This window comes from Streptomyces sp. G45, from assembly GCF_049542095.1.
In the GTDB taxonomy this organism is placed as follows: domain Bacteria; phylum Actinomycetota; class Actinomycetes; order Streptomycetales; family Streptomycetaceae; genus Streptomyces.
Window position 1 is genome coordinate 3,034,910 of sequence record NZ_JBMUZU010000001.1, and the last position, 18,056, is coordinate 3,052,965.

Annotated in this window: 11 protein-coding genes and 2 pseudogenes; 10 read left to right on the plus strand and 3 right to left on the minus strand. The window is 71.6% G+C overall.

The window, feature by feature from the left end; translation table 11 throughout:
• Window positions 1–120 precede the first annotated feature (120 nt).
• Window positions 121–827: pseudogene (locus ACOBQU_RS12065) on the minus strand (TetR/AcrR family transcriptional regulator).
• A gap of 153 nt (window positions 828–980) precedes the next feature.
• On the opposite strand from ACOBQU_RS12065, the gene ACOBQU_RS12070 reads away from it, so the two are divergent.
• The gene (locus ACOBQU_RS12070; RefSeq protein ID WP_423626514.1) at window positions 981–2,792 is read left to right on the plus strand and encodes an MFS transporter; all 1,812 of its coding nucleotides are present in this window, start codon (window positions 981–983) and stop codon (window positions 2,790–2,792) included.
• A 312-nt stretch (window positions 2,793–3,104) separates the two neighbouring features.
• Window positions 3,105–3,725: a hypothetical protein gene (locus tag ACOBQU_RS12075; protein WP_423626515.1), complete on the plus strand. Its 621-nt coding sequence runs from the start codon at window positions 3,105–3,107 to the stop codon at window positions 3,723–3,725.
• Between the two features lie 232 nt (window positions 3,726–3,957).
• Here ACOBQU_RS12075 and ACOBQU_RS12080 read toward each other — a convergent pair whose 3' ends face one another.
• Window positions 3,958–5,370 (minus strand): cation:dicarboxylate symporter family transporter, encoded by a 1,413-nt coding sequence (locus ACOBQU_RS12080; RefSeq protein WP_423626517.1) that lies wholly within the window; start codon window positions 5,368–5,370, stop codon window positions 3,958–3,960.
• A gap of 205 nt (window positions 5,371–5,575) precedes the next feature.
• Between ACOBQU_RS12080 and ACOBQU_RS12085 the strand changes: the two are divergent.
• From ACOBQU_RS12085 to ACOBQU_RS12105, 5 genes and pseudogenes are all read left to right on the plus strand, one after another.
• Window positions 5,576–7,317 (plus strand): annotated as a pseudogene (locus tag ACOBQU_RS12085) (sensor histidine kinase).
• On the plus strand, window positions 7,314–8,003 hold the full coding sequence (locus ACOBQU_RS12090; RefSeq protein ID WP_423626519.1) for a response regulator: 690 nt from the start codon (window positions 7,314–7,316) through the stop codon (window positions 8,001–8,003). Before ACOBQU_RS12085 ends, ACOBQU_RS12090 begins: the two are co-directional and overlap by 4 nt.
• Window positions 8,004–8,684: 681 nt before the next feature.
• Entirely contained in the window at window positions 8,685–10,055 is a 1,371-nt protein-coding gene (locus ACOBQU_RS12095; RefSeq protein ID WP_423626521.1) for an extracellular solute-binding protein, read from the plus strand.
• 74 nt (window positions 10,056–10,129) lie between these two features.
• Entirely contained in the window at window positions 10,130–10,936 is an 807-nt protein-coding gene (locus ACOBQU_RS12100; protein ID WP_423634423.1) for a carbohydrate ABC transporter permease, read from the plus strand.
• On the plus strand, window positions 10,937–11,791 hold the full coding sequence (locus ACOBQU_RS12105; protein WP_423626523.1) for a carbohydrate ABC transporter permease: 855 nt from the start codon (window positions 10,937–10,939) through the stop codon (window positions 11,789–11,791).
• A gap of 152 nt (window positions 11,792–11,943) precedes the next feature.
• On the opposite strand, the gene ACOBQU_RS12110 is transcribed toward ACOBQU_RS12105, so the two are convergent.
• Window positions 11,944–12,969: an ATP-dependent 6-phosphofructokinase gene (locus ACOBQU_RS12110; RefSeq protein ID WP_423626524.1), complete on the minus strand. Its 1,026-nt coding sequence runs from the start codon at window positions 12,967–12,969 to the stop codon at window positions 11,944–11,946.
• Between the two features lie 231 nt (window positions 12,970–13,200).
• On the opposite strand from ACOBQU_RS12110, the gene pta reads away from it, so the two are divergent.
• The 3 genes from pta (at window position 13,201) to pyk (ending at window position 18,047) form a co-directional block, all read left to right on the plus strand.
• Window positions 13,201–15,276 carry a phosphate acetyltransferase gene (gene pta, locus ACOBQU_RS12115; protein WP_423626526.1) on the plus strand — a complete coding sequence of 692 codons (2,076 nt, stop codon included), beginning with the start codon at window positions 13,201–13,203 and terminating at the stop codon, window positions 15,274–15,276.
• Between the two features lie 30 nt (window positions 15,277–15,306).
• Entirely contained in the window at window positions 15,307–16,518 is a 1,212-nt protein-coding gene (locus ACOBQU_RS12120) for an acetate kinase (RefSeq protein ID WP_423626528.1), read from the plus strand.
• Window positions 16,519–16,616: 98 nt separating this feature from the next.
• A complete protein-coding gene (pyk, locus tag ACOBQU_RS12125; RefSeq protein WP_423626530.1) occupies window positions 16,617–18,047 on the plus strand; it encodes a pyruvate kinase in 1,431 nt (476 codons plus the stop codon).
• The last annotated feature ends 9 nt before the right edge of the window (window positions 18,048–18,056 follow it).

The window sequence follows — 18,056 nt, forward strand, 5'->3', positions numbered from 1 at the left end:
TGCCTACCGCTTCGTACAGCAGCGCCCCGCAGCGTAGGTACCATCGCCGATCTCGAGAACAGCCCCGGACAGGGCCTGGCAGCAACTGGCCAGAAGCGGACGCCCGGCCGCGCCCCCCGGCTAGGCGGGGGCCTCCGCCTCCCCCTGCGCGGCGAGCGCGCCCGCCGCCTCCGTCACCACCCGCGCCGCCTCGTCGGGCGGCAGCCCCGCCGCCGTCAGGAACGCGAGCGCCGCCGCGCGCCCCGCCTCCCGCGTACCGAGGACGCCGTCGTTCACCGCCTCCATCAGGCCGAGCACAATGCTCTCCAGGACGTACACCAGCGCGCGGGCGGGCAGCTCCGAGCGGAAGCGGCCCTCGTCCAGGGCCCGCTGGACCATCGCGGCGCCCGCCGCGTGCATGGGGCAAGCCGCTCGCGGATGCCCTCCATCGTGACGGCGCGCTGGGCGAGCGAGAGCAGCAGCCGGTAGCGGTCGGTGACGCGCCAGACGCCGAGCATCGCGCCCGCGATGGCGCGCACGGGGTCGTCCACGCCCTCGTACGCGGCCGAGTGCGCCGCCGTCACCGCCTCAAGGGCCTCGTCGAGCAGGGCGGTGACCAGCGCGTCCCGGCTCGGGAAGTGCCCGTACACCGTGCGGCGCACCACCCCGGCGGCGCGGGCGATCTGATCCATGGAGGCGTCGGGGTCACGGGTGAACTCGGCGAAGGCGACGTCGAGGATGCGGCGCCGGTTGGCGTCGGCGCGCGCGGAGGCCGCACGGCCCGTGGTGGCACCCCGCGGGGCGGCGCTGGGCGCGGCGGAACTCGGCGTCGGCTTCGTGCGGGTCATGGGGTCATTCTGCCGTGCCCCCGAGTTTTTGCACATCGATGTGCAACGCGGCCGGTCATCCAGTACATTGCACAGTGCTGTGCAATTACACAGTGTTATGCAAGACGCCGTTGCGGGCGTGTTCCCAAGCGTGCTCCCGAGGGGTGGACCCCGATGCCTTTGCTGATCAACGAGCCGGTCGAGCGAATGGACCGGCCCTATGCCCGCCGCTGGTGGGCGCTGCTCGTGCTGTGTCTGAGCCTGCTGATCGCCGTCATGGCGAACACGGCGCTCACGGTGGCGGCGCCGGACATGACGCTCGACCTGGACCTGTCCAGCTCCGACCTGCAGTGGGTCATCGACGCCTACACCGTCCCGTACGCCGCGCTGATGCTGCTGTTCGGCGCGATCGGCGACAAGTACAGCCGCCGCGGGGCGCTGGTGCTCGGGCTCGTGGTGCTCAGCGCGGGCGCGCTCGCCGGGGCGCTGTCCGACAGCTCCACGGCCGTCATCGTCGCCCGGGGCGTCATGGGCGTCGGCGCCGCCATGATCATGCCCGCGACGCTTTCGCTGCTCGCGGCGACCTTCCCGCGCGAGGAGCGCGCCAAGGCGATCACGCTGTGGGCGGCCACCTCCGGCATCGCGATCGCCGCCGGACCGCTCATCGCGGGCCTGCTGCTCGAACACTACGGCTGGGCCTCGACGTTCCTGATCGACGTGCCGGTGGCCGTGGTCGCGATCGTCGGCGCGTTCGTCCTCGTACCGCCGTCGAAGGCCGTGGACAGCGGGCGGATCGACTACGTGGGCGGGGCGCTCTCCGTCGTCTGGATCGGCGCGCTGATCTACATGATCATCGAGGGGCCCGGCTTCGGCTGGGGCGCCAGCGCCGTCGCCGCCGCCGTGATCGCCGCCGTCGGGCTCGCCCTGTTCGTCCTCTGGGAGCTGCGCCACCCGCGGCCGGTCCTGGACGTCCGCAAGTTCGCCGAGCGCGGCTTCTCCGGCGCCAACCTCGCCGTGGCGCTCTTCTTCGTCGCCGCCTTCGGCGCCTTCTACTTCCTCACCCAGCACCTCCAGTTCGTCCTGCGGTACGACGCGCTGGAGACCGGCGTGCGCATGCTGCCGCTGGCGGGCGCGGTGTTCGTCGGCTCCGCGCTGACCGGCTTCCTCACGCCGAAGCTCGGCGCGAAGGTGATGGTGACGGCGGGCATGGTCGGCGGCACCACCGCCATGGCCCTGCTCACCGCCACGGACTCCGGCTCGGCGTACGGGGACTTCGTGCTGCCGCTGGTGGTGCTCGGCCTGTCGATGGGCCTCGCCGTCTCGCCCTGCACGGACGCGATCATGGGCGCCTTCCCCGAGTCGGAGCTGGGCGTGGGCGGCGCCGTCAACGACACCTCCCTCGAACTGGGCGGCTCCCTCGGCATCGCCGTCCTCGGCTCCGTGCTCGGTACGTCGTACGCGGACGGCCTCGCCGAGGAGACCGCGGGCAGCACGCTCCCCGCCAACCTCCTGGAGCAGGCCCAGGACTCCGTCGGCGCGGGCGGCGGCGTCGCCGCGGGCATCGGCGAGCAGGCCCGCAAGCTGGCCGAGCAGGCGGCGGCCACCGGCTCGCCCCAGAAGGCGGGCGAACTGAAGGCGCGCGCCGCCGAGTACGCCGAGGGCGCCGAGCAGATGAAGCACGCGGTCGGCACCGCCTTCTCCGACGCGGTGGCCCACACCAGCCTGGTCGGCGCGGTGATCCTCGGCGCGGGCACGCTGCTGGTCGCACTGCTGCTGCCGGGCCGGAGGCGGGCGGCGTCCGCGGGCGCCACCGCCGTCGCCGGGGGCGACCCGGAGGGGACGGGTCCGGACGCGTCGGGGCCGGGCGAGCCGGGCTCGGACAAGTCGGGGGCAGGCAAGTCGGGGGCGGGCAAGTCGGGTGCGGACGCGTCGAGCCGCGGCGGCGGCTCGGACCGCGACCGGGAGTCCGCACGCACCACCCGCTGACCCCTCCCCTCCTCTCCCCTCCCCTCCTCTCCCCCTGAACGGCCCGGTCCCCACGCGCCTCTCCCCGCGCGGGGACCGGGCTCCGCCATGCGGAAGACACGCGCCCGCCGACCACGCCTCACAACCGGCCCACCGGTTCAGCGCGAACGGGCCACCACTGAGTACGCGTACTCAGCCGCCGTAGTGACCAGCACGGGGCCAGCCACTCACGCGAGGCCGTACCGTAGCGAGTCGATCACCACCGCGTTGCGATGGCACACACACGACCTGGCACTACGGGGAACATGGCCGAGATCGCCACCGGAGGAAACCATGAAGGCTCGCAGGCTCTTCGGCGTCGCCGCGCTGCTGGTGATGGCGTGCGGGGTGACGGCATGCGCGCAGGACGACGGCGACGGCGATGTGCAAGCCGGGCAGGACACGATGAACGAGCAGGAAGCGCGCGAGCGGGCACAGGACATCGTCCGCCAGGCGGTCGACGGCATGGCACCCAAGCCGACCCTGAAGCGGGTGGGGCCGGAAGCGGTCGGTCCCTGCGTGGCACGGGACGACCACGGGCACGACGACCGCCTTCAGGTGAGCCTCACCTATCAGCTCACGGACGTGCCCGGAACGGCGGCCAGGAAGCTGGTGCGGCAAGCCCGTGACGCCTGGGTCGAGCAGGGATACACGTTCAAGTCAGCGGACGGGGACGGGGATTGGGCCGGTCCTTTCCCCTCGGTCAGCATGCGCTCCACCCCTGATGACTTCTGGATGGAGGCCATCACCGGGGTCGTACGCCGAGCCGAGGGCGTAGGGCTCGCCTCCCTCAGCGTGACCTCGCCGTGCTTCGCCCCGACGACGTCTTCCCGGGCCGACCCGGCCACGTTCGCCCCGAAGCACGTCGGCACAGCCGATGAGAGCCGGGTGCTGGGCCACTCCGGTCGCCTCTAGGACGCCCCGCGGGTCCGGCATGCCGCGGCGCGGTCCGGCGACGGCCCGCGCGCAGTCGCCGGTGCCGACGGCGACGCTCTGCACCACGCGTGGCCGACCCAGCCGCTGCGCGATGGCCACGCCCCCGCGTCAGAAGAAGCGCGGCCCCGCCGACGCGTGACGTCAGGGCCTCGTGGAGCGGAGAGCGCCGGGCGGGCCGTCTCCGGCCCGTCCGGCGCTCGGGGCAAGGCGGTTACGCCTTCACCGGGGACTTCTCCAGTGGCACCGGTGCGGGGGCTTCCTGCTCGGGGGGCGCGGCAGCGGGGCCGTGGTCGTCGTCCACCAGGGTCCGCTCATCGAAGGGGAGCCTGCCGTCCAGGACGGCGGTGACGCGGTCGCGGTCGACCTCCTTGGTCCACGTGCCGATGAGGAGCGTGGCGACCGCGTTGCCCGCGAAGTTGGTGAGCGCGCGGGCCTCGCTCATGAAGCGGTCGACGCCGATGATGAGGCCGACGCCGTCGACGAGGCCGGGCTTGTGGGACTGCAGGCCGCTGGCGAGGACCGCGATGCCGGAGCCGGAGACGCCCGCCGCGCCCTTGGAGGCGATCATCATGAAGAGGAGGAGGGAGATCTGCTCCCCGACCCCCAACGGCTGGTCCATGGCGTCGGCGATGAACAGCGACGCCATCGTCAGGTAGATCATCGTGCCGTCGAGGTTGAAGGAGTAGCCGGTCGGCACGGTGATGCCGACGACGGGGCGGCTGACGCCCAGGTGCTCCATCTTCGCGATGAGGCGGGGCAGCGCCGACTCCGAGGAGGAGGTGGAGAGGATCAGCAGGAACTCGCGGCCCAGGTACTTCAGGAGCTTGAAGAGGTTCACGCCGGTAGCCAGGCGCAGCAGCGTACCGAGCACCAGCAGGACGAACAGGGCGCAGGTGACGTAGAAGCCGATCATGATGGTGGCCAGCGCCTTCAGGGCGTCCGTGCCGGTCTCGCCGATGACCGCGGCCATCGCGCCGAACGCGCCGAGCGGCGCCGCCCACATGATCATGCCGAGGACGCGGAAGACCAGCTTCTGGATGTGCTGCACACCGCGCAGCACCGGCTCCCCCGTCCTGCCCATGGCCTGGAGCGCGAAGCCGACGAGCAGCGCGACGAGGAGGGTCTGGAGCACCTCGCCCTCGGTGAAGGCGGACACCATCGTCTTGGGGATCATGCCGAGCGCGAAGTCGACCAGGCCCTCGTCGGCGCTGTCGGCGGCGGTGTGGCCCGCGGCCTTCTCCGACTTGGTGAGGTCCATGTCGGACCCGGGGTGCAGGATGTTGCCGACGACCAGGCCGATGGCGAGCGCGACCACCGACATCGCCAGGAAGTAGGCGAGCGCGAGCCCGCCGACCCTGCCGACCTTCGCGGCCTGCCGGACCGAGCCCACGCCCAGCACGATCGTGCAGAAGATGATCGGCGAGATCATCATCTTGATCAGGTTCACGAAGCCGGTGCCGAGCGGCTTCAGCTCCTTGGCGAAGTCCGGCGCGATGAAGCCGACCGCGATGCCGACGAGCACCGCCGCGATGACGGCGATGTAGAGGTAGTGGGTGCGGTCCCGCTTCGCGGGCGGGGTGCCGGTCCCGGCGGCGGCCTCCGCCGCCGTCCTGTCATCTGCCACGGGTGCCTCCTTGGGCGACTACGACCACTGCGTCCTCGCGAGTCGTGCGGCTCACGTCCTGGCGATTCCGGGTGACTATCTCCCGGGGTGTGAGGCCGGTCACCGTTACGTTCATTGAGTTCGCGCACGGGTTCCCCGGGCTCCCCCGGGCCGTCGTCCACCGATCGCTTTAGGCCAGGCGCGCGCGGCGCGGCAGACTGGCCCCATGCCCCAGGCCCCCCGTCCACCCCTGCGCCGCCGCCCCCGCGGCCCCCGTAGCCTCGCCGGTCAGCTCTTCGCCATGCAGGTGGTCCTGGTGGCGGTCGTGGTGGCCGGATGTGCCCTGTTCACCTACCTCAGTGACCGGCACCAGGCGGAGGAGGCGGCGCGCCGCCAGGCCACGGCGGCGGCGCGCGCGGTCGCGGACGCGCCCTCGGTCCGCGAGGCGATACGGAGCCCGGAGCCGACCCGCGCGCTCCAGCCGTACGCCACGCGCGTGCAGCGGCACACCGGGGTCGCCTTCGTCACGATCATGGACCGGCGCGGCATCCGCTGGACGCACCCCGACCCCGACCGGATCGGCGAGCGCTTCCTCGGCCACACCGCCGAGGCCCTGCGCGGCCGGACCTTCAGCGAGACGTACACCGGCACCCTCGGCCCGTCCGTGCGCGTGGTCACCCCGGTCCTGGACGGCGGCCGCATCGTGGGCCTGGTCAGCGCGGGCATCACCATCGAGGAGATCAGCGAGAAGGCGCGCGGGCAGCTGCTCGCGCTGCTCGGCGTCGCGGCGGCGGCGCTCGTGCTCGGCGCCGTGGGTACGTACGTCATCAACGCCCGCCTGCGCCGCAGCACCCACGGCATGAACGCCGCCGAGCTGAGCCGCATGCACGACTACCACGAGGCCACCCTGCACGCCGTCCGCGAGGGCCTGCTCATGCTCGACGGGCAGCGCCGCGTCGCCCTCGTCAACGACGGGGCGCGGGAGCTGCTGGGGCTGCGCGGCGACGGTTCACGCGACGGCGGCGCGCACGGCGGAGGCTCCCGCGACGGCGACGCGCGCGGCGACGTCGTGGGCCGTGCCGTCACCGACCTCGGCCTGCCCGCGCCCCTGACCGGCGCGCTCCTCGACACCCGCCCGCGCGTCGACGAGGTGCACCTGACGGCGGACCGGGTCCTGGTCGTCAACACCTCGCCGGTGTCGGGCGGCGACCGCAGGGGCACGGTCGTCACGCTCCGCGACCATACCGAACTCCAGGCGCTGACCGGCGAGTTGAACTCCGAGCGCGGCTTCACCCGGGCCCTGCGCTCGCAGGCCCACGAGGCCGCGAACCGGCTGCACACGGTCGTGTCCCTGATCGAGCTGGGCCGCGCCGACGAGGCCGTGGAGTTCGCCACCGCCGAGCTGGAGCTGGCCCAGGCCCTCACCGACCAGGTCGTCGGCGCCGTCAGCGAACCCGTGCTCGCGGCGCTGCTGCTCGGCAAGGCCGCCCAGGCCAACGAGCGCGGCGTGGAACTGGTCGTCTCCGCCGACACCAGCGTCGACGACGGCATGCTCCCCTCGGCGCTGCCCGCCCGCGACCTGGTCACCATCCTCGGCAACCTCGTCGACAACGCCGTCGACGCGGCGCAGGGCGCCCCCTCGCCGCGCGTCACGGTGACCGTCCGCGCGGAGCCCGGCGGGCTGCTGCTGCGGGTCGCCGACACCGGTCCGGGCGTCCCCGCCGAGCACCGCCCCCACGTCTTCGAGCGCGGCTGGTCCACCAAGTCCCCCGACGGCAGGGGGCTCGGGCTCGCCTTGGCCCATCAGACGGTACGCCGCCACGGGGGACGCTGACGCTGTCGGAACCGGACGGCGGCGGCGCCGCGTTCACGGCGCGCCTGCCGCTGCCCGGCGACGCGGGCGCCGATGTGGCCGCCGCCGGGGGCGCCGACGCCGCGCCGCCGGAGCAGGAGAGGGCCGACCAGTGACCGACACCGCCGCCATCCGCGTCCTCGTCGTCGAGGACGACCCCGTCGCCGCCGACGCCCACGTCCTGTACGTGAACAAGGTGCCCGGCTTCCGGGCGACCGCCGTCGCCCACACCGCCGCCGAGGCCCGCCGGGCGCTCGACCGCGAGCCCTTCGACCTCCTCCTGCTCGACCTGAACCTGCCCGACGGCCACGGGCTCGCCCTCGCCCGCACCCTGCGCGCCGCCGGGCACCGGGCCGACGTCATCGCCGTCACCTCCGCCCGGGACCTCGCGGTCGTACGGGAGGGGGTCTCCCTCGGCGTCGTGCAGTACGTCCTGAAGCCGTTCGCCTTCGCGACGCTGCGGGACCGGCTCACGCGGTACGCGGAGTTCCGGGCCGCGGCCGGGGAGGCGACCGGGCAGGACGAGGTGGACCGGGCGCTGGCCGCGCTGCGGGCGCCCGCGCCCGCGACGCTTCCCAAGGGGTTGAGCGGGCCCACCCTTGAGCGGGTGGCGCGTACGCTTCAGGACGCCGTGCCTCAGGGGGTGACCGCGGCGGGGGCCGCGGACGCCACCGGGCTTTCGCGGATCACCGCGCGACGGTATCTGGAGCACCTGGTCGCCACGGGGCGCGCCTCTCGGCGCCCCCAGTACGGTCAGGTCGGGCGGCCCGAGCTGGTCTACCGGTGGGTTCCGTCGGACTGACCGCCGCGTCCCTCGCGGGGCGCCCCAGACCCGCCCCTTTACCCAAAACCAGGGGGCCAGGCCCCCTGGCACCCCCGTCCATCACCGCTCCGCGGCTCGTCCTCAAACGCCGGACGGGCTTGATCAGTCGCGCTAACGCGCTCGCCCTCAAACGCCGGGCAGGCTGAGTGTGTCGCGCCGCACGCTCGTCCTCAAACGCCGGGCAGGCTTGGTCTGTCGCGCTGGCGCGCTCATCCTCAAACGCCGGACAGGGTTGGTCTGTCGCGCTGGCGCGCTCATCCTCAAACGCCGGACAGGCTGACCCATCGCTCCGACACGCTCGCCCTCGAACGCCGGGCGGGATGGATCGTCGCGCTGCGCGGCTCGTGTTCAGACGCCGGGCGGGCTTGGTCTGGCGGGCTCAATCCCACCCGCTCGCCCCGGAGGGGGCGGGTGGGTGGGACCACGGGGTGGGTGGGGCCAAGGGGCGGGTGGGCGGATCGCGGAGGGGCTACGGCGGCGAGCAACGCGCGATCCAGCCCGTCCGGCGTTTGAGGACGAGGCGCGGAGCGCCGAAGGGGAGGGCGGGCGGGTGGGGGAAAGGGCGTCCGCAAGGGCATTGACCTTGTTCGCAGCAACCGCTTACGTTCACCCGCAGTAGCCGCGCGCGGCAGCGCAGCCGCGCCCGGACCGTAGGAGGTCGTGCCCGTGCGCCCCACCGCAACCGCCCCTCTCCTCCTGGCGACCGCCGCAACCCTCGCCGCGGCCACCCTCACCGCCTGCGGCGGCGGCTCCGGCGACGACCCGGACACCGTACGGGTCTCGTACAAGCAGTCCATGGACAACAAGATCCAGGTCATGGACACCTACCTGGAGTCGGTGAAGAAGCAGTTCGAGAAGGCCAACCCGGGCAAGAAGGTGAAGCTGGTGCCGATCAAGGCGCCGGACGCCGAGTACTACACGAAGGTCCAGCAGATGATGCGGTCCCCGAAGACCGCGCCCGACCTGGTCTACGAGGACACCTTCCTCATCAACTCCGACATCACCAGCGGGTATCTGAAGCCGCTCGACCCCTATCTGAAGAAGTGGAAGGAGTGGCCGAAGTTCGTCGACACGGCGAAGACGGCGGCGCGGGGCGAGGACGGCAAGACGTACGGCGTGCCGGACGGCACGGACACGCGCGGGCTGTGGTTCAGCAGGGACGTGTTCAAGAAGGCGGGCCTGCCGCAGGACTGGCAGCCGAAGAGCTGGGACGACATCCTCGACGCCGCCCGCACCATCAAGCGGAAGGTCCCGGACGTCGTCCCGCTGAACGTGTACACGGGCAAGCCCGGCGGCGAGACGTCGGCCATGCAGGGCCTGCAGATGCTGCTGTACGGCACCGGCGAGGACCCGCTGTACGACCCGAAGGCGAAGAAGTGGGTGGTCGGCGGCCAGGGCTTCAAGGACGCCCTGAGGTTCGTGGAAACGGTGTACGAGGACAAGCTGGGCCCGGACGTCGAGGACGCCCTCGACCCGAACATGGCCACGCGCGTCCGCGGCGAGTTCCTGCCCAAGGGCAGGCTCGGCATCAACCTGGACGGCTCCTGGCTGCCGCAGGACTGGCTGAAGGGCTCCGGGCACGAATGGCCGGACTGGTCCAAGGAGTTGGGCCTGGCGTACATGCCGACCAAGGACGGCCAGGCCCCCGGCAAGGTCAGCATGTCCGGCGGCTGGACCTGGGCCGTCCCCGCGAAGGCGGGCAACCCCGACCTGGCGTTCAAGTTCATCGAGACGATGCAGACCAAGGAGAACGCGAAGAAGTGGTACATCGCGAACTCCGGCATCTCGGTGCGCGAGGACGTCGCGAAGGACCCCGAGTACATCCGGGCGCAGCCCGGCATCAAGTTCTTCACCGGCCTGGTCTCCGCCACCCACTACCGGCCCGCCTACCCCGCGTACCCGAAGGTCTCCACGGCGATGCAGGAGGCGATGGAGAAGGTCACCACGGGTGACGGCTCGGTGGACGAGGCGGCGAAGGAGTACGACGACGAGGTCAGGTCCGTCACGGACGGCGAGGTGATCGAGCGGTGACGGCGCCGCGGGGCCGCACGCGCCTCGCCCGCTCCCTGGTCCGCGCCCTGCCGGTCTCGCCCGCCGTCGTGCTGATGCTGCTGTTCCTCGCGGGCCCCATCGGCTACTGCGCGTACATCGCGTTCACGGACCTCCAGTTGACGGGCCAGGCCCACGAGAGCTTCGTCGGCTTCGACAACTTCCGCACGGCGTTCCAGGACGAGGACTTCGTCAACGCGGTCTGGCTGACGCTGGTCTTCACGTTCCTGTCGTCGATCGTCGGGCAGAACACGCTCGGCCTCGGCCTCGCCCTGCTGATGCGGCGGGCGTCCAGGCCGGTGCGCACGTTCACGGGGGCGGTCGTCATCGCGGCCTGGGTGATCCCGGAGGTCGTGGCGGGCTTCCTGCTGTACGCCTTCTTCCGCCGCGACGGCACGCTCAACGCCGTCCTCGACGTCCTCCACCTGCCCCAGCAGAACTGGCTGTTCTCGCTGCCGATCCTCGCGGTGTCGTTCGCCAACATGTGGCGCGGCACGGCCTTCTCGATGCTGGTGTACTCGGCGGCCCTGGGCGAAATCCCCCGGGAGATCACCGAGGCCGCGGAGGTCGACGGCGCGGGCGGACTGAGGCGCCTGTGGCACGTCACGCTGCCGATGATCCGCCGCTCCATCGGCACCAACCTGATGCTCAACACCCTCCAGACCCTGTCGGTCTTCGGCCTGATCTGGGTGATGACCCGCGGCGGCCCCGGCAACCACAGCCAGACGCTGCCGTTGTTCATGTACGAGCAGGCCTTCCAGAAGAGCATGATCGGCTACGGCACCGCGGTGGCCCTGCTGCTCCTGCTCGTGGGGTCCCTCTTCTCCCTCGTCTATATGCGTCTGCTGCGTACGGAGGTCTGAGTGTCACCACGTCGCGCGCCACGCCGTGCGCCACGCCGTGTCCGCAGCCGTGCGCTCGCCGCGAACCTGGGGCTGCTGATCCTGGCGGCGGCGTTCGCGCTGCCGCTGGCCTGGGTGGTCCTGTCCGCCCTCGACCCCCGGGCCGACGTCGGCATGAAGACGCCGGACGGGCTGACCCTCGACCACTTCGACGCCGTCCTCACCGAGGAGATCACCTTCACGCCGCTGCGCAACAGCCTGCTCCTGTGCGGCGGCGGCACGCTCCTCACGGTCGTGGGCGCGGCCCTCGCCGCGTACCCCCTGTCCCGCTACCCCTCCCGCCTCAACCGCCCCTTCATGCTCACCATCCTCTTCGCGACGAGCCTGCCCATCACCGCGATCATGGTGCCGGTGTACGCGCTGTTCGTCCGCGTCGACCTCATCGACACCATGCGGGGCACGATCTTCTTCTTCGCGGCGTCCCAACTGCCGTTCGCCATCTGGCTGATGAAGAACTTCATGGACGGCGTGCCGAAGGAGCTGGAGGAGGCCGCCTGGACCGACGGCGCGTCCCCCTTCCAGTCCCTGGTGCGCATCGTGCTGCCCCTGATGGGGCCCGGGGTCGCCGTCGTGACCGTCTTCTCGTTCGTCATGATGTGGGGCAACTTCTTCGTGCCCTTCATGCTGCTGCTGTCGCCCGACCAGATGCCCGCCGCGGTGTCCATCAACGACTTCTTCGGCAGCAAGGGGGCCATCGTCTACGGGCAGTTGGCGGCGTTCTCCGTCATCTACTCGACGCCGGTCATCCTCCTGTACGTCCTCATAGCCCGCCGCCTGGGCACGGGCTTCGCCCTGGGCGGCGCCGTCAAGGGCTGACGCCTTTTCCCCACCCACCCGCCCTTTCATCGCGCTCCGCGCTCGTCCTCAAACGCCGGACGGGCTGACTGGTGCCGGTCGCGGCAGAGTTCTTAGCCCGTCCGGCGTTTGAGGACGAGGCCGAAGGCCGATTCTCGGGGGTGCCAGGGGGCCTAGAAGACCGACTCCGCCTCGTCCATCCGGTCCTTGGGGACCGTCTTGAGTTCCGTGACCGCCTCCGCGAGCGGCACCATCTCGATGTCGGTACCGCGCAACGCGGTCATGCGGCCGTAGTCCCCGCGGTGCACGGCCTCCACGGCGTGCCAGCCGAAGCGGGTGGCGAGCACCCGGTCGTACGCGGTCGGCGTGCCCCCGCGCTGGACGTGCCCGAGGATGACCGGCTTGGCCTCCTTGCCGAGCCGCTTCTCCAGCTCGTACGCCAGGGCCGTGCCGATGCCCTGGAAGCGCTCGTGGCCGAACTGGTCGATGGCGCCCTTGCCGTAGTCCATGGTGCCGTCGGCGGGGTGCGCGCCCTCGGCGACGCAGATGACCGCGAACTTCTTGCCGCGGGCGAAGCGCTCCTCGACCATCTTGACCAGGTCCGCGGGGTCGAAGGGCCGCTCGGGCAGGCAGATGCCGTGGGCGCCGCCCGCCATGCCGGACTCCAGGGCGATCCAGCCCGCGTGGCGGCCCATGACCTCGACGACCATCACGCGCTGGTGGGACTCGGCGGTGGTCTTCAGGCGGTCCATGGCCTCGGTCGCGACGCCGACGGCCGTGTCGAAGCCGAAGGTGCGGTCCGTGGAGGAGATGTCGTTGTCGATGGTCTTGGGGACGCCGACGACCGGCACCCCGGCCTCCGAGAGCATCTTCGCGGCCGTCAGCGTGCCCTCGCCGCCGATCGGGATGAGCGCGTCGAAGCCGCTCTTCTCGATCAGCTCCTTGGCGTTGTCGCAGGCCGCGCGGAAGCGGGCGCGCTCCAGGCGGGACGAGCCGAGGATCGTGCCGCCGCGGGCGAGGATGCCGCTGACCGCGTTCAGGTCGAGCGGGCGGTAGCGCCCGTCGAGCAGGCCCGCGTAGCCGTCCTCGAAGCCGATGACCTCGTCGCCGTAGTTCGTCACCGCTCGGTGCACGACCGACCGGATCACTGCGTTGAGGCCCGGGCAGTCGCCGCCCGCGGTGAGAATTCCGATACGCATCGCGCTGTGTCTCCTGCTCGCTGCTGTTCCTTGTGAGCCGGTCCGATTGTTCCACGGTCCCATGGGGGCCGCCGCCCGTCGTCCGGCCTGCGACTTAGCCAGCCGCAGAGGTATTGTCAAGAGGGCACAATCAACAATATCGGGTGTTTTTCCGGCGCTGCCGGAGCTGCCCTCCCCCCTCTCACCAGCGAATCCGCGCCAGCGAAGGCACTGAAGAAACGGAGAGCACGCGTGACGCGCAGCGTGTACGTGACCGGGATCGACCGGGGCGACGGCCGCCAGGTCGTCGAGCTGGGAGTCATGGAGCTCCTGACCCGCCAGGTCGACCGCGTGGGCGTCTTCCGCCCGCTCGTCCACGACGGACCCGACCGGCTCTTCGAACTGCTGCGCGCCCGCTACCGGCTCTCCCAGGACCCGGCGAGCGTGTACGGCATGGACTACCACGAGGCGTCCACGCTCCAGGCCGAGCAGGGCACCGACGAGCTGGTCTCCCGGCTCGTCGACCGCTTCCACCAGGTGGCCCGCGACTACGACGTGGTCCTGGTGCTCGGCACCGACTTCGCCGCCACCCAGCTCCCCGACGAGCTGGCCCTGAACGCCCGCCTCGCGAACGAGTTCGGCGCCTCCGTCCTGCCCGTCGTCGGCGGCAAGGACCAGACCGCCGAGTCGGTGCTCGCCGAGACCCGCAACGCCTACCGCGCGTACGACAGCCTCGGCTGCGACGTCCTCGCGGTGATCACCAACCGCGTGGCCCCGGCCGACCGCGACGGCATCCAGGAGCGCCTGGCCGCCCGCCTCCCCGTGCCCTGCTACGTGCTGCCCGACGAGCCCGCCCTCGCCGCGCCGACCGTCGCGCAGGTCACCCACGCCCTGGGCGGCACGGTGCTGCTCGGCGACGACTCGGGGCTCGCCCGCGACGCCCTGGACTTCGTCTTCGGCGGTGCCATGCTGCCGACGTTCCTGAAGGCCCTCACCCCGGGCTGCATGGTCGTCACGCCCGGCGACCGCGCGGACCTGGTCGTCGGCGCGCTCGCCGCGCACAGCGCGGGCACCCCGCCGATAGCCGGTGTGCTGCTCACCCTGAACGAGCGGCCGGGCCCGGAGATCCTGCGCCTCGCCGACCGGCTCGCGCCCGGCACCCCGGTCGTCGCCGTGTCCGGCGGCTCCTTCCCGACGGCCGCCGAGCTGTTCGCCCTGGAGGGCAAGCTGAACGCGGCGACGCCCCGCAAGGCGGAGACCGCGCTCGGCGTCTTCGAGCGGCACGTGGACACCGCCGACCTGCTGGGGCGGGTCTCGGCGCCGTCCAGCGACCGCGTCACGCCGATGATGTTCGAGCACAAGCTGCTGGAGCGGGCCCGCGCCGACCGCCGCCGGGTCGTCCTGCCCGAGGGCACCGAGGAGCGCGTGCTGCGCGCCGCCGAGGTGCTGCTGCGCCGCGGCGTGTGCGACCTGACGCTGCTCGGCCCGGTGGAGGCCGTCCGCAAGAAGGCCGCCGACCTCGGCATCGACCTCGCCGACGCGCAGATCGTCGACCCGGGGACGTCCGAGCTGCGCCAGGGCTTCGCCGAGGAGTACGCCCGCCTTCGCGCCCACAAGGGCGTGACGGTGGAGCTGGCGTACGACGTCGTGGCGGACGTGAACTACTTCGGCACCCTGATGGTGCAGGGCGGCCTCGCCGACGGCATGGTGTCCGGCTCGGTGCACTCCACGGCCGCGACGATCCGCCCCGCCTTCGAGATCATCAAGACCAAGCCGGACGCCTCGATCGTGTCGTCGGTGTTCTTCATGTGCCTGGCCGACAAGGTCCTGGTGTACGGCGACTGCGCGGTCAACCCCGACCCGAACGCCGCGCAGCTCGCGGACATCGCCGTCCAGTCGGCGGCCACGGCCGCGCAGTTCGGCGTCGAGCCGCGCATCGCGATGCTGTCGTACTCCACGGGCACCTCCGGCTCCGGCGCCGACGTCGACAAGGTCCGCGAGGCCACCGAGCTGGTCCGCGCCCAGCGCCCGGACCTGAAGATCGAGGGCCCGATCCAGTACGACGCGGCCGTGGAGCCGTCGGTGGCGGCCACCAAGCTGCCGGACTCCGAGGTCGCCGGGCAGGCCAGCGTCCTGGTCTTCCCCGACCTGAACACCGGCAACAACACCTACAAGGCCGTGCAGCGCTCGGCTGGCGCGATCGCCGTCGGCCCGGTCCTCCAGGGCCTGCGCAAGCCGGTCAACGACCTGTCCCGGGGCGCCCTCGTCCAGGACATCGTCAACACGGTCGCCATCACGGCCATCCAGGCCCAGACCCCCAGCTCCTGACGCCCCGCCTCCACAGAAAGCACTCCCTCCGTGACCTCGACCCGCGTCCTCGTCCTCAACTCCGGCTCGTCGTCGGTGAAGTACCAGTTGCTCGACATGCGCGACAGCAGCCGCCTGGCCGTGGGCCTGGTCGAGCGCATCGGTGAGGAGACCTCCCGGCTCAAGCACACCCCGCTGGTGGGCGACGGCGCCGAGCGGGAGCGCACCGGCCCGATCGCCGACCACGAGGCCGCCCTGAAGGCCGTCGCCGAGGAACTGGCCGCCGACGGGCTCGGCCTGGACTCGCCGGAGCTGGCGGCGATCGGCCACCGGGTGGTGCACGGCGGCAAGCACTTCACCCAGCCGACCGTCATCGACGACGTGGTGCTCGCCGAGATCGAGCGCCTCATCCCGGTGGCCCCGCTGCACAACCCGGCGAACCTGACCGGCATCCGCACGGCCCAGGCCCTGCGCCCCGACCTGCCGCAGATCGCCGTGTTCGACACCGCCTTCCACACGACGATGCCGGAGTCGGCGGCCCGCTACGCCATCGACGTGGAGACCGCCGACCAGCACCGGGTGCGCCGCTACGGCTTCCACGGCACCTCGCACGCGTACGTGTCGCGGGCCACCGCGAAGCTGCTCGGCAAGGCGCCCGAGGACGTCAACGTCATCGTCCTGCACCTGGGCAACGGCGCGTCCGCCTCCGCCGTGCGCGGCGGGCGCTGCGTGGACACCTCCATGGGGCTCACACCTTTGGAGGGCCTGGTGATGGGTACGCGTTCCGGAGATCTCGACCCGGCGGTGATCTTCCACCTGGCGCGCGTCGGCGGCCTTTCCATCGACGAGATCGACGCGCTTCTGAACAAGAAGAGCGGGCTGATCGGCCTGTGCGGCGACAACGACATGCGGGAGATCCGCCGTCGAATCGACGAGGGCGACGAACGCGCGAAGCTCGCCTTCGACATCTACATTCACCGTTTGAAGAAGTACATCGGCGCGTATTACGCGGTGCTCGGCCGGGTGGACGCGGTGGCGTTCACCGCGGGCGTCGGCGAGAACGCGGCGCCCGTGCGGGCGGCGGCCGTCGCGGGCCTGGAGGAACTGGGCCTGGCGGTGGACGCGGACCTCAACACCGTCCGCGGCGACGAGCCCCGGCTGATCTCGCCCGAGTACGCCCGGGTGAAGGTCGCGGTCGTGCCGACCGACGAAGAACTGGAAATCGCCACGCAGACTTACGCACTGGCCAGGAAGAACGGATAGCGGCTCCGCCGCATGGGCAACTGAGCAGCCACCCGCCCATTTGTATCTTCCGCCAGATGGAATATTCCGCAGTGAAACAAACCGATAGGATCGCCCCCATGCGCCGTTCCAAAATCGTCTGCACGCTGGGCCCCGCCGTCGACTCCGAGGATCAGCTCGTCTCGCTGATCGAGGCCGGTATGAACGTGGCCCGCTTCAACTTCAGCCACGGCACGCACGCCGAGCACCAGGGGCGGTACGACCGCGTCCGCGCCGCCTCGCGGCGCACCGGCAAGGCCGTCGGCGTCCTGGCCGACCTCCAGGGCCCCAAGATCCGCCTGGAGACCTTCGCCGAGGGCCCCGTCGAGCTGGTGCGCGGTGACGAGTTCACCATCACCACCGAGGACGTGGCGGGCGACAAGTCGATCTGCGGTACGACGTACAAGGGCCTGCCCGGCGACGTCAGCAAGGGCGACCAGGTCCTGATCAACGACGGCAACGTCGAGCTGAAGGTCGTCGAGGTCGACGGCCCGCGCGTCAAGACCATCGTCGTCGAGGGCGGCGTCATCTCGGACCACAAGGGCATCAACCTGCCCGGCGCGGCCGTCAACGTGCCCGCCCTGTCCGAGAAGGACATCGAGGACCTGCGCTTCGCCCTGGACATGGGCTGCGACCTGGTCGCCCTGTCCTTCGTCCGCGACGCCGACGACGTCAAGGACGTCCACCGCGTGATGGACGAGGTGGGCCGCCGCGTCCCGGTCGTCGCCAAGGTGGAGAAGCCGCAGGCCGTGGCGAACATGGAGGACGTCGTGATGGCGTTCGACGGCGTCATGGTCGCCCGCGGCGACCTGGCCGTCGAGTACCCCCTCGAAAAGGTCCCGATGGTGCAGAAGCGCCTCATCGAGCTGTGCCGCCGCAACGCCAAGCCGGTGATCGTCGCGACCCAGATGATGGAGTCGATGATCACCAACTCCCGGCCCACGCGCGCCGAGGCGTCCGACGTCGCCAACGCGATCCTGGACGGCGCGGACGCGGTGATGCTGTCGGCCGAGTCCAGCGTCGGCGCGTACCCGATCGAGACGGTCAAGACCATGTCGAAGATCGTCACCGCGGCCGAGGAGGAGCTGCTCTCCAAGGGCCTCCAGCCGCTGGTTCCCGGCAAGAAGCCGCGTACGCAGGGCGGTTCGGTGGCCCGCGCCGCCTGCGAGATCGCCGACTTCCTCGGCGGCAAGGCCCTGGTCGCCTTCACCAAGTCCGGCGACACGGCCCGGCGCCTGTCCCGTTACCGCGCGGCCCAGCCGATCCTGGCCTTCACCACCGACGAGGACACCCGCAACCAGCTCACCCTGAGCTGGGGCGTCGAGTCCTTCGTCGTCCCGCACGTGGACAACACCGACGCGATGGTCGAGCTCGTCGACGCCGAGCTGCTCAAGCTCAAGCGCTACAACGAGGGCGACACCATGGTCATCACGGCCGGTTCCCCGCCCGGCGTCCCCGGCACCACGAACATGGTCCGGGTGCACCACCTGGGCAACGGCTGCCGCGACTAGCGCTGCCGC

What these genes read in the sequence shown, in the direction of transcription:
- ACOBQU_RS12070 (WP_423626514.1), top strand. Translation starts at nt 981, where the DNA reads ATGCCTTTGCTGATCAACGAGCCGGTCGAGCGAATGGACCGGCCCTAT.
- ACOBQU_RS12075 (WP_423626515.1), top strand. Translation starts at nt 3,105, where the DNA reads ATGAAGGCTCGCAGGCTCTTCGGCGTCGCCGCGCTGCTGGTGATGGCG.
- ACOBQU_RS12100 (WP_423634423.1), top strand. Translation starts at nt 10,130, where the DNA reads ATGCTGCTGTTCCTCGCGGGCCCCATCGGCTACTGCGCGTACATCGCG.
- ACOBQU_RS12110 (WP_423626524.1), bottom strand. Translation starts at nt 12,969, where the DNA reads ATGCGTATCGGAATTCTCACCGCGGGCGGCGACTGCCCGGGCCTCAAC.
- pyk (WP_423626530.1), top strand. Translation starts at nt 16,617, where the DNA reads ATGCGCCGTTCCAAAATCGTCTGCACGCTGGGCCCCGCCGTCGACTCC.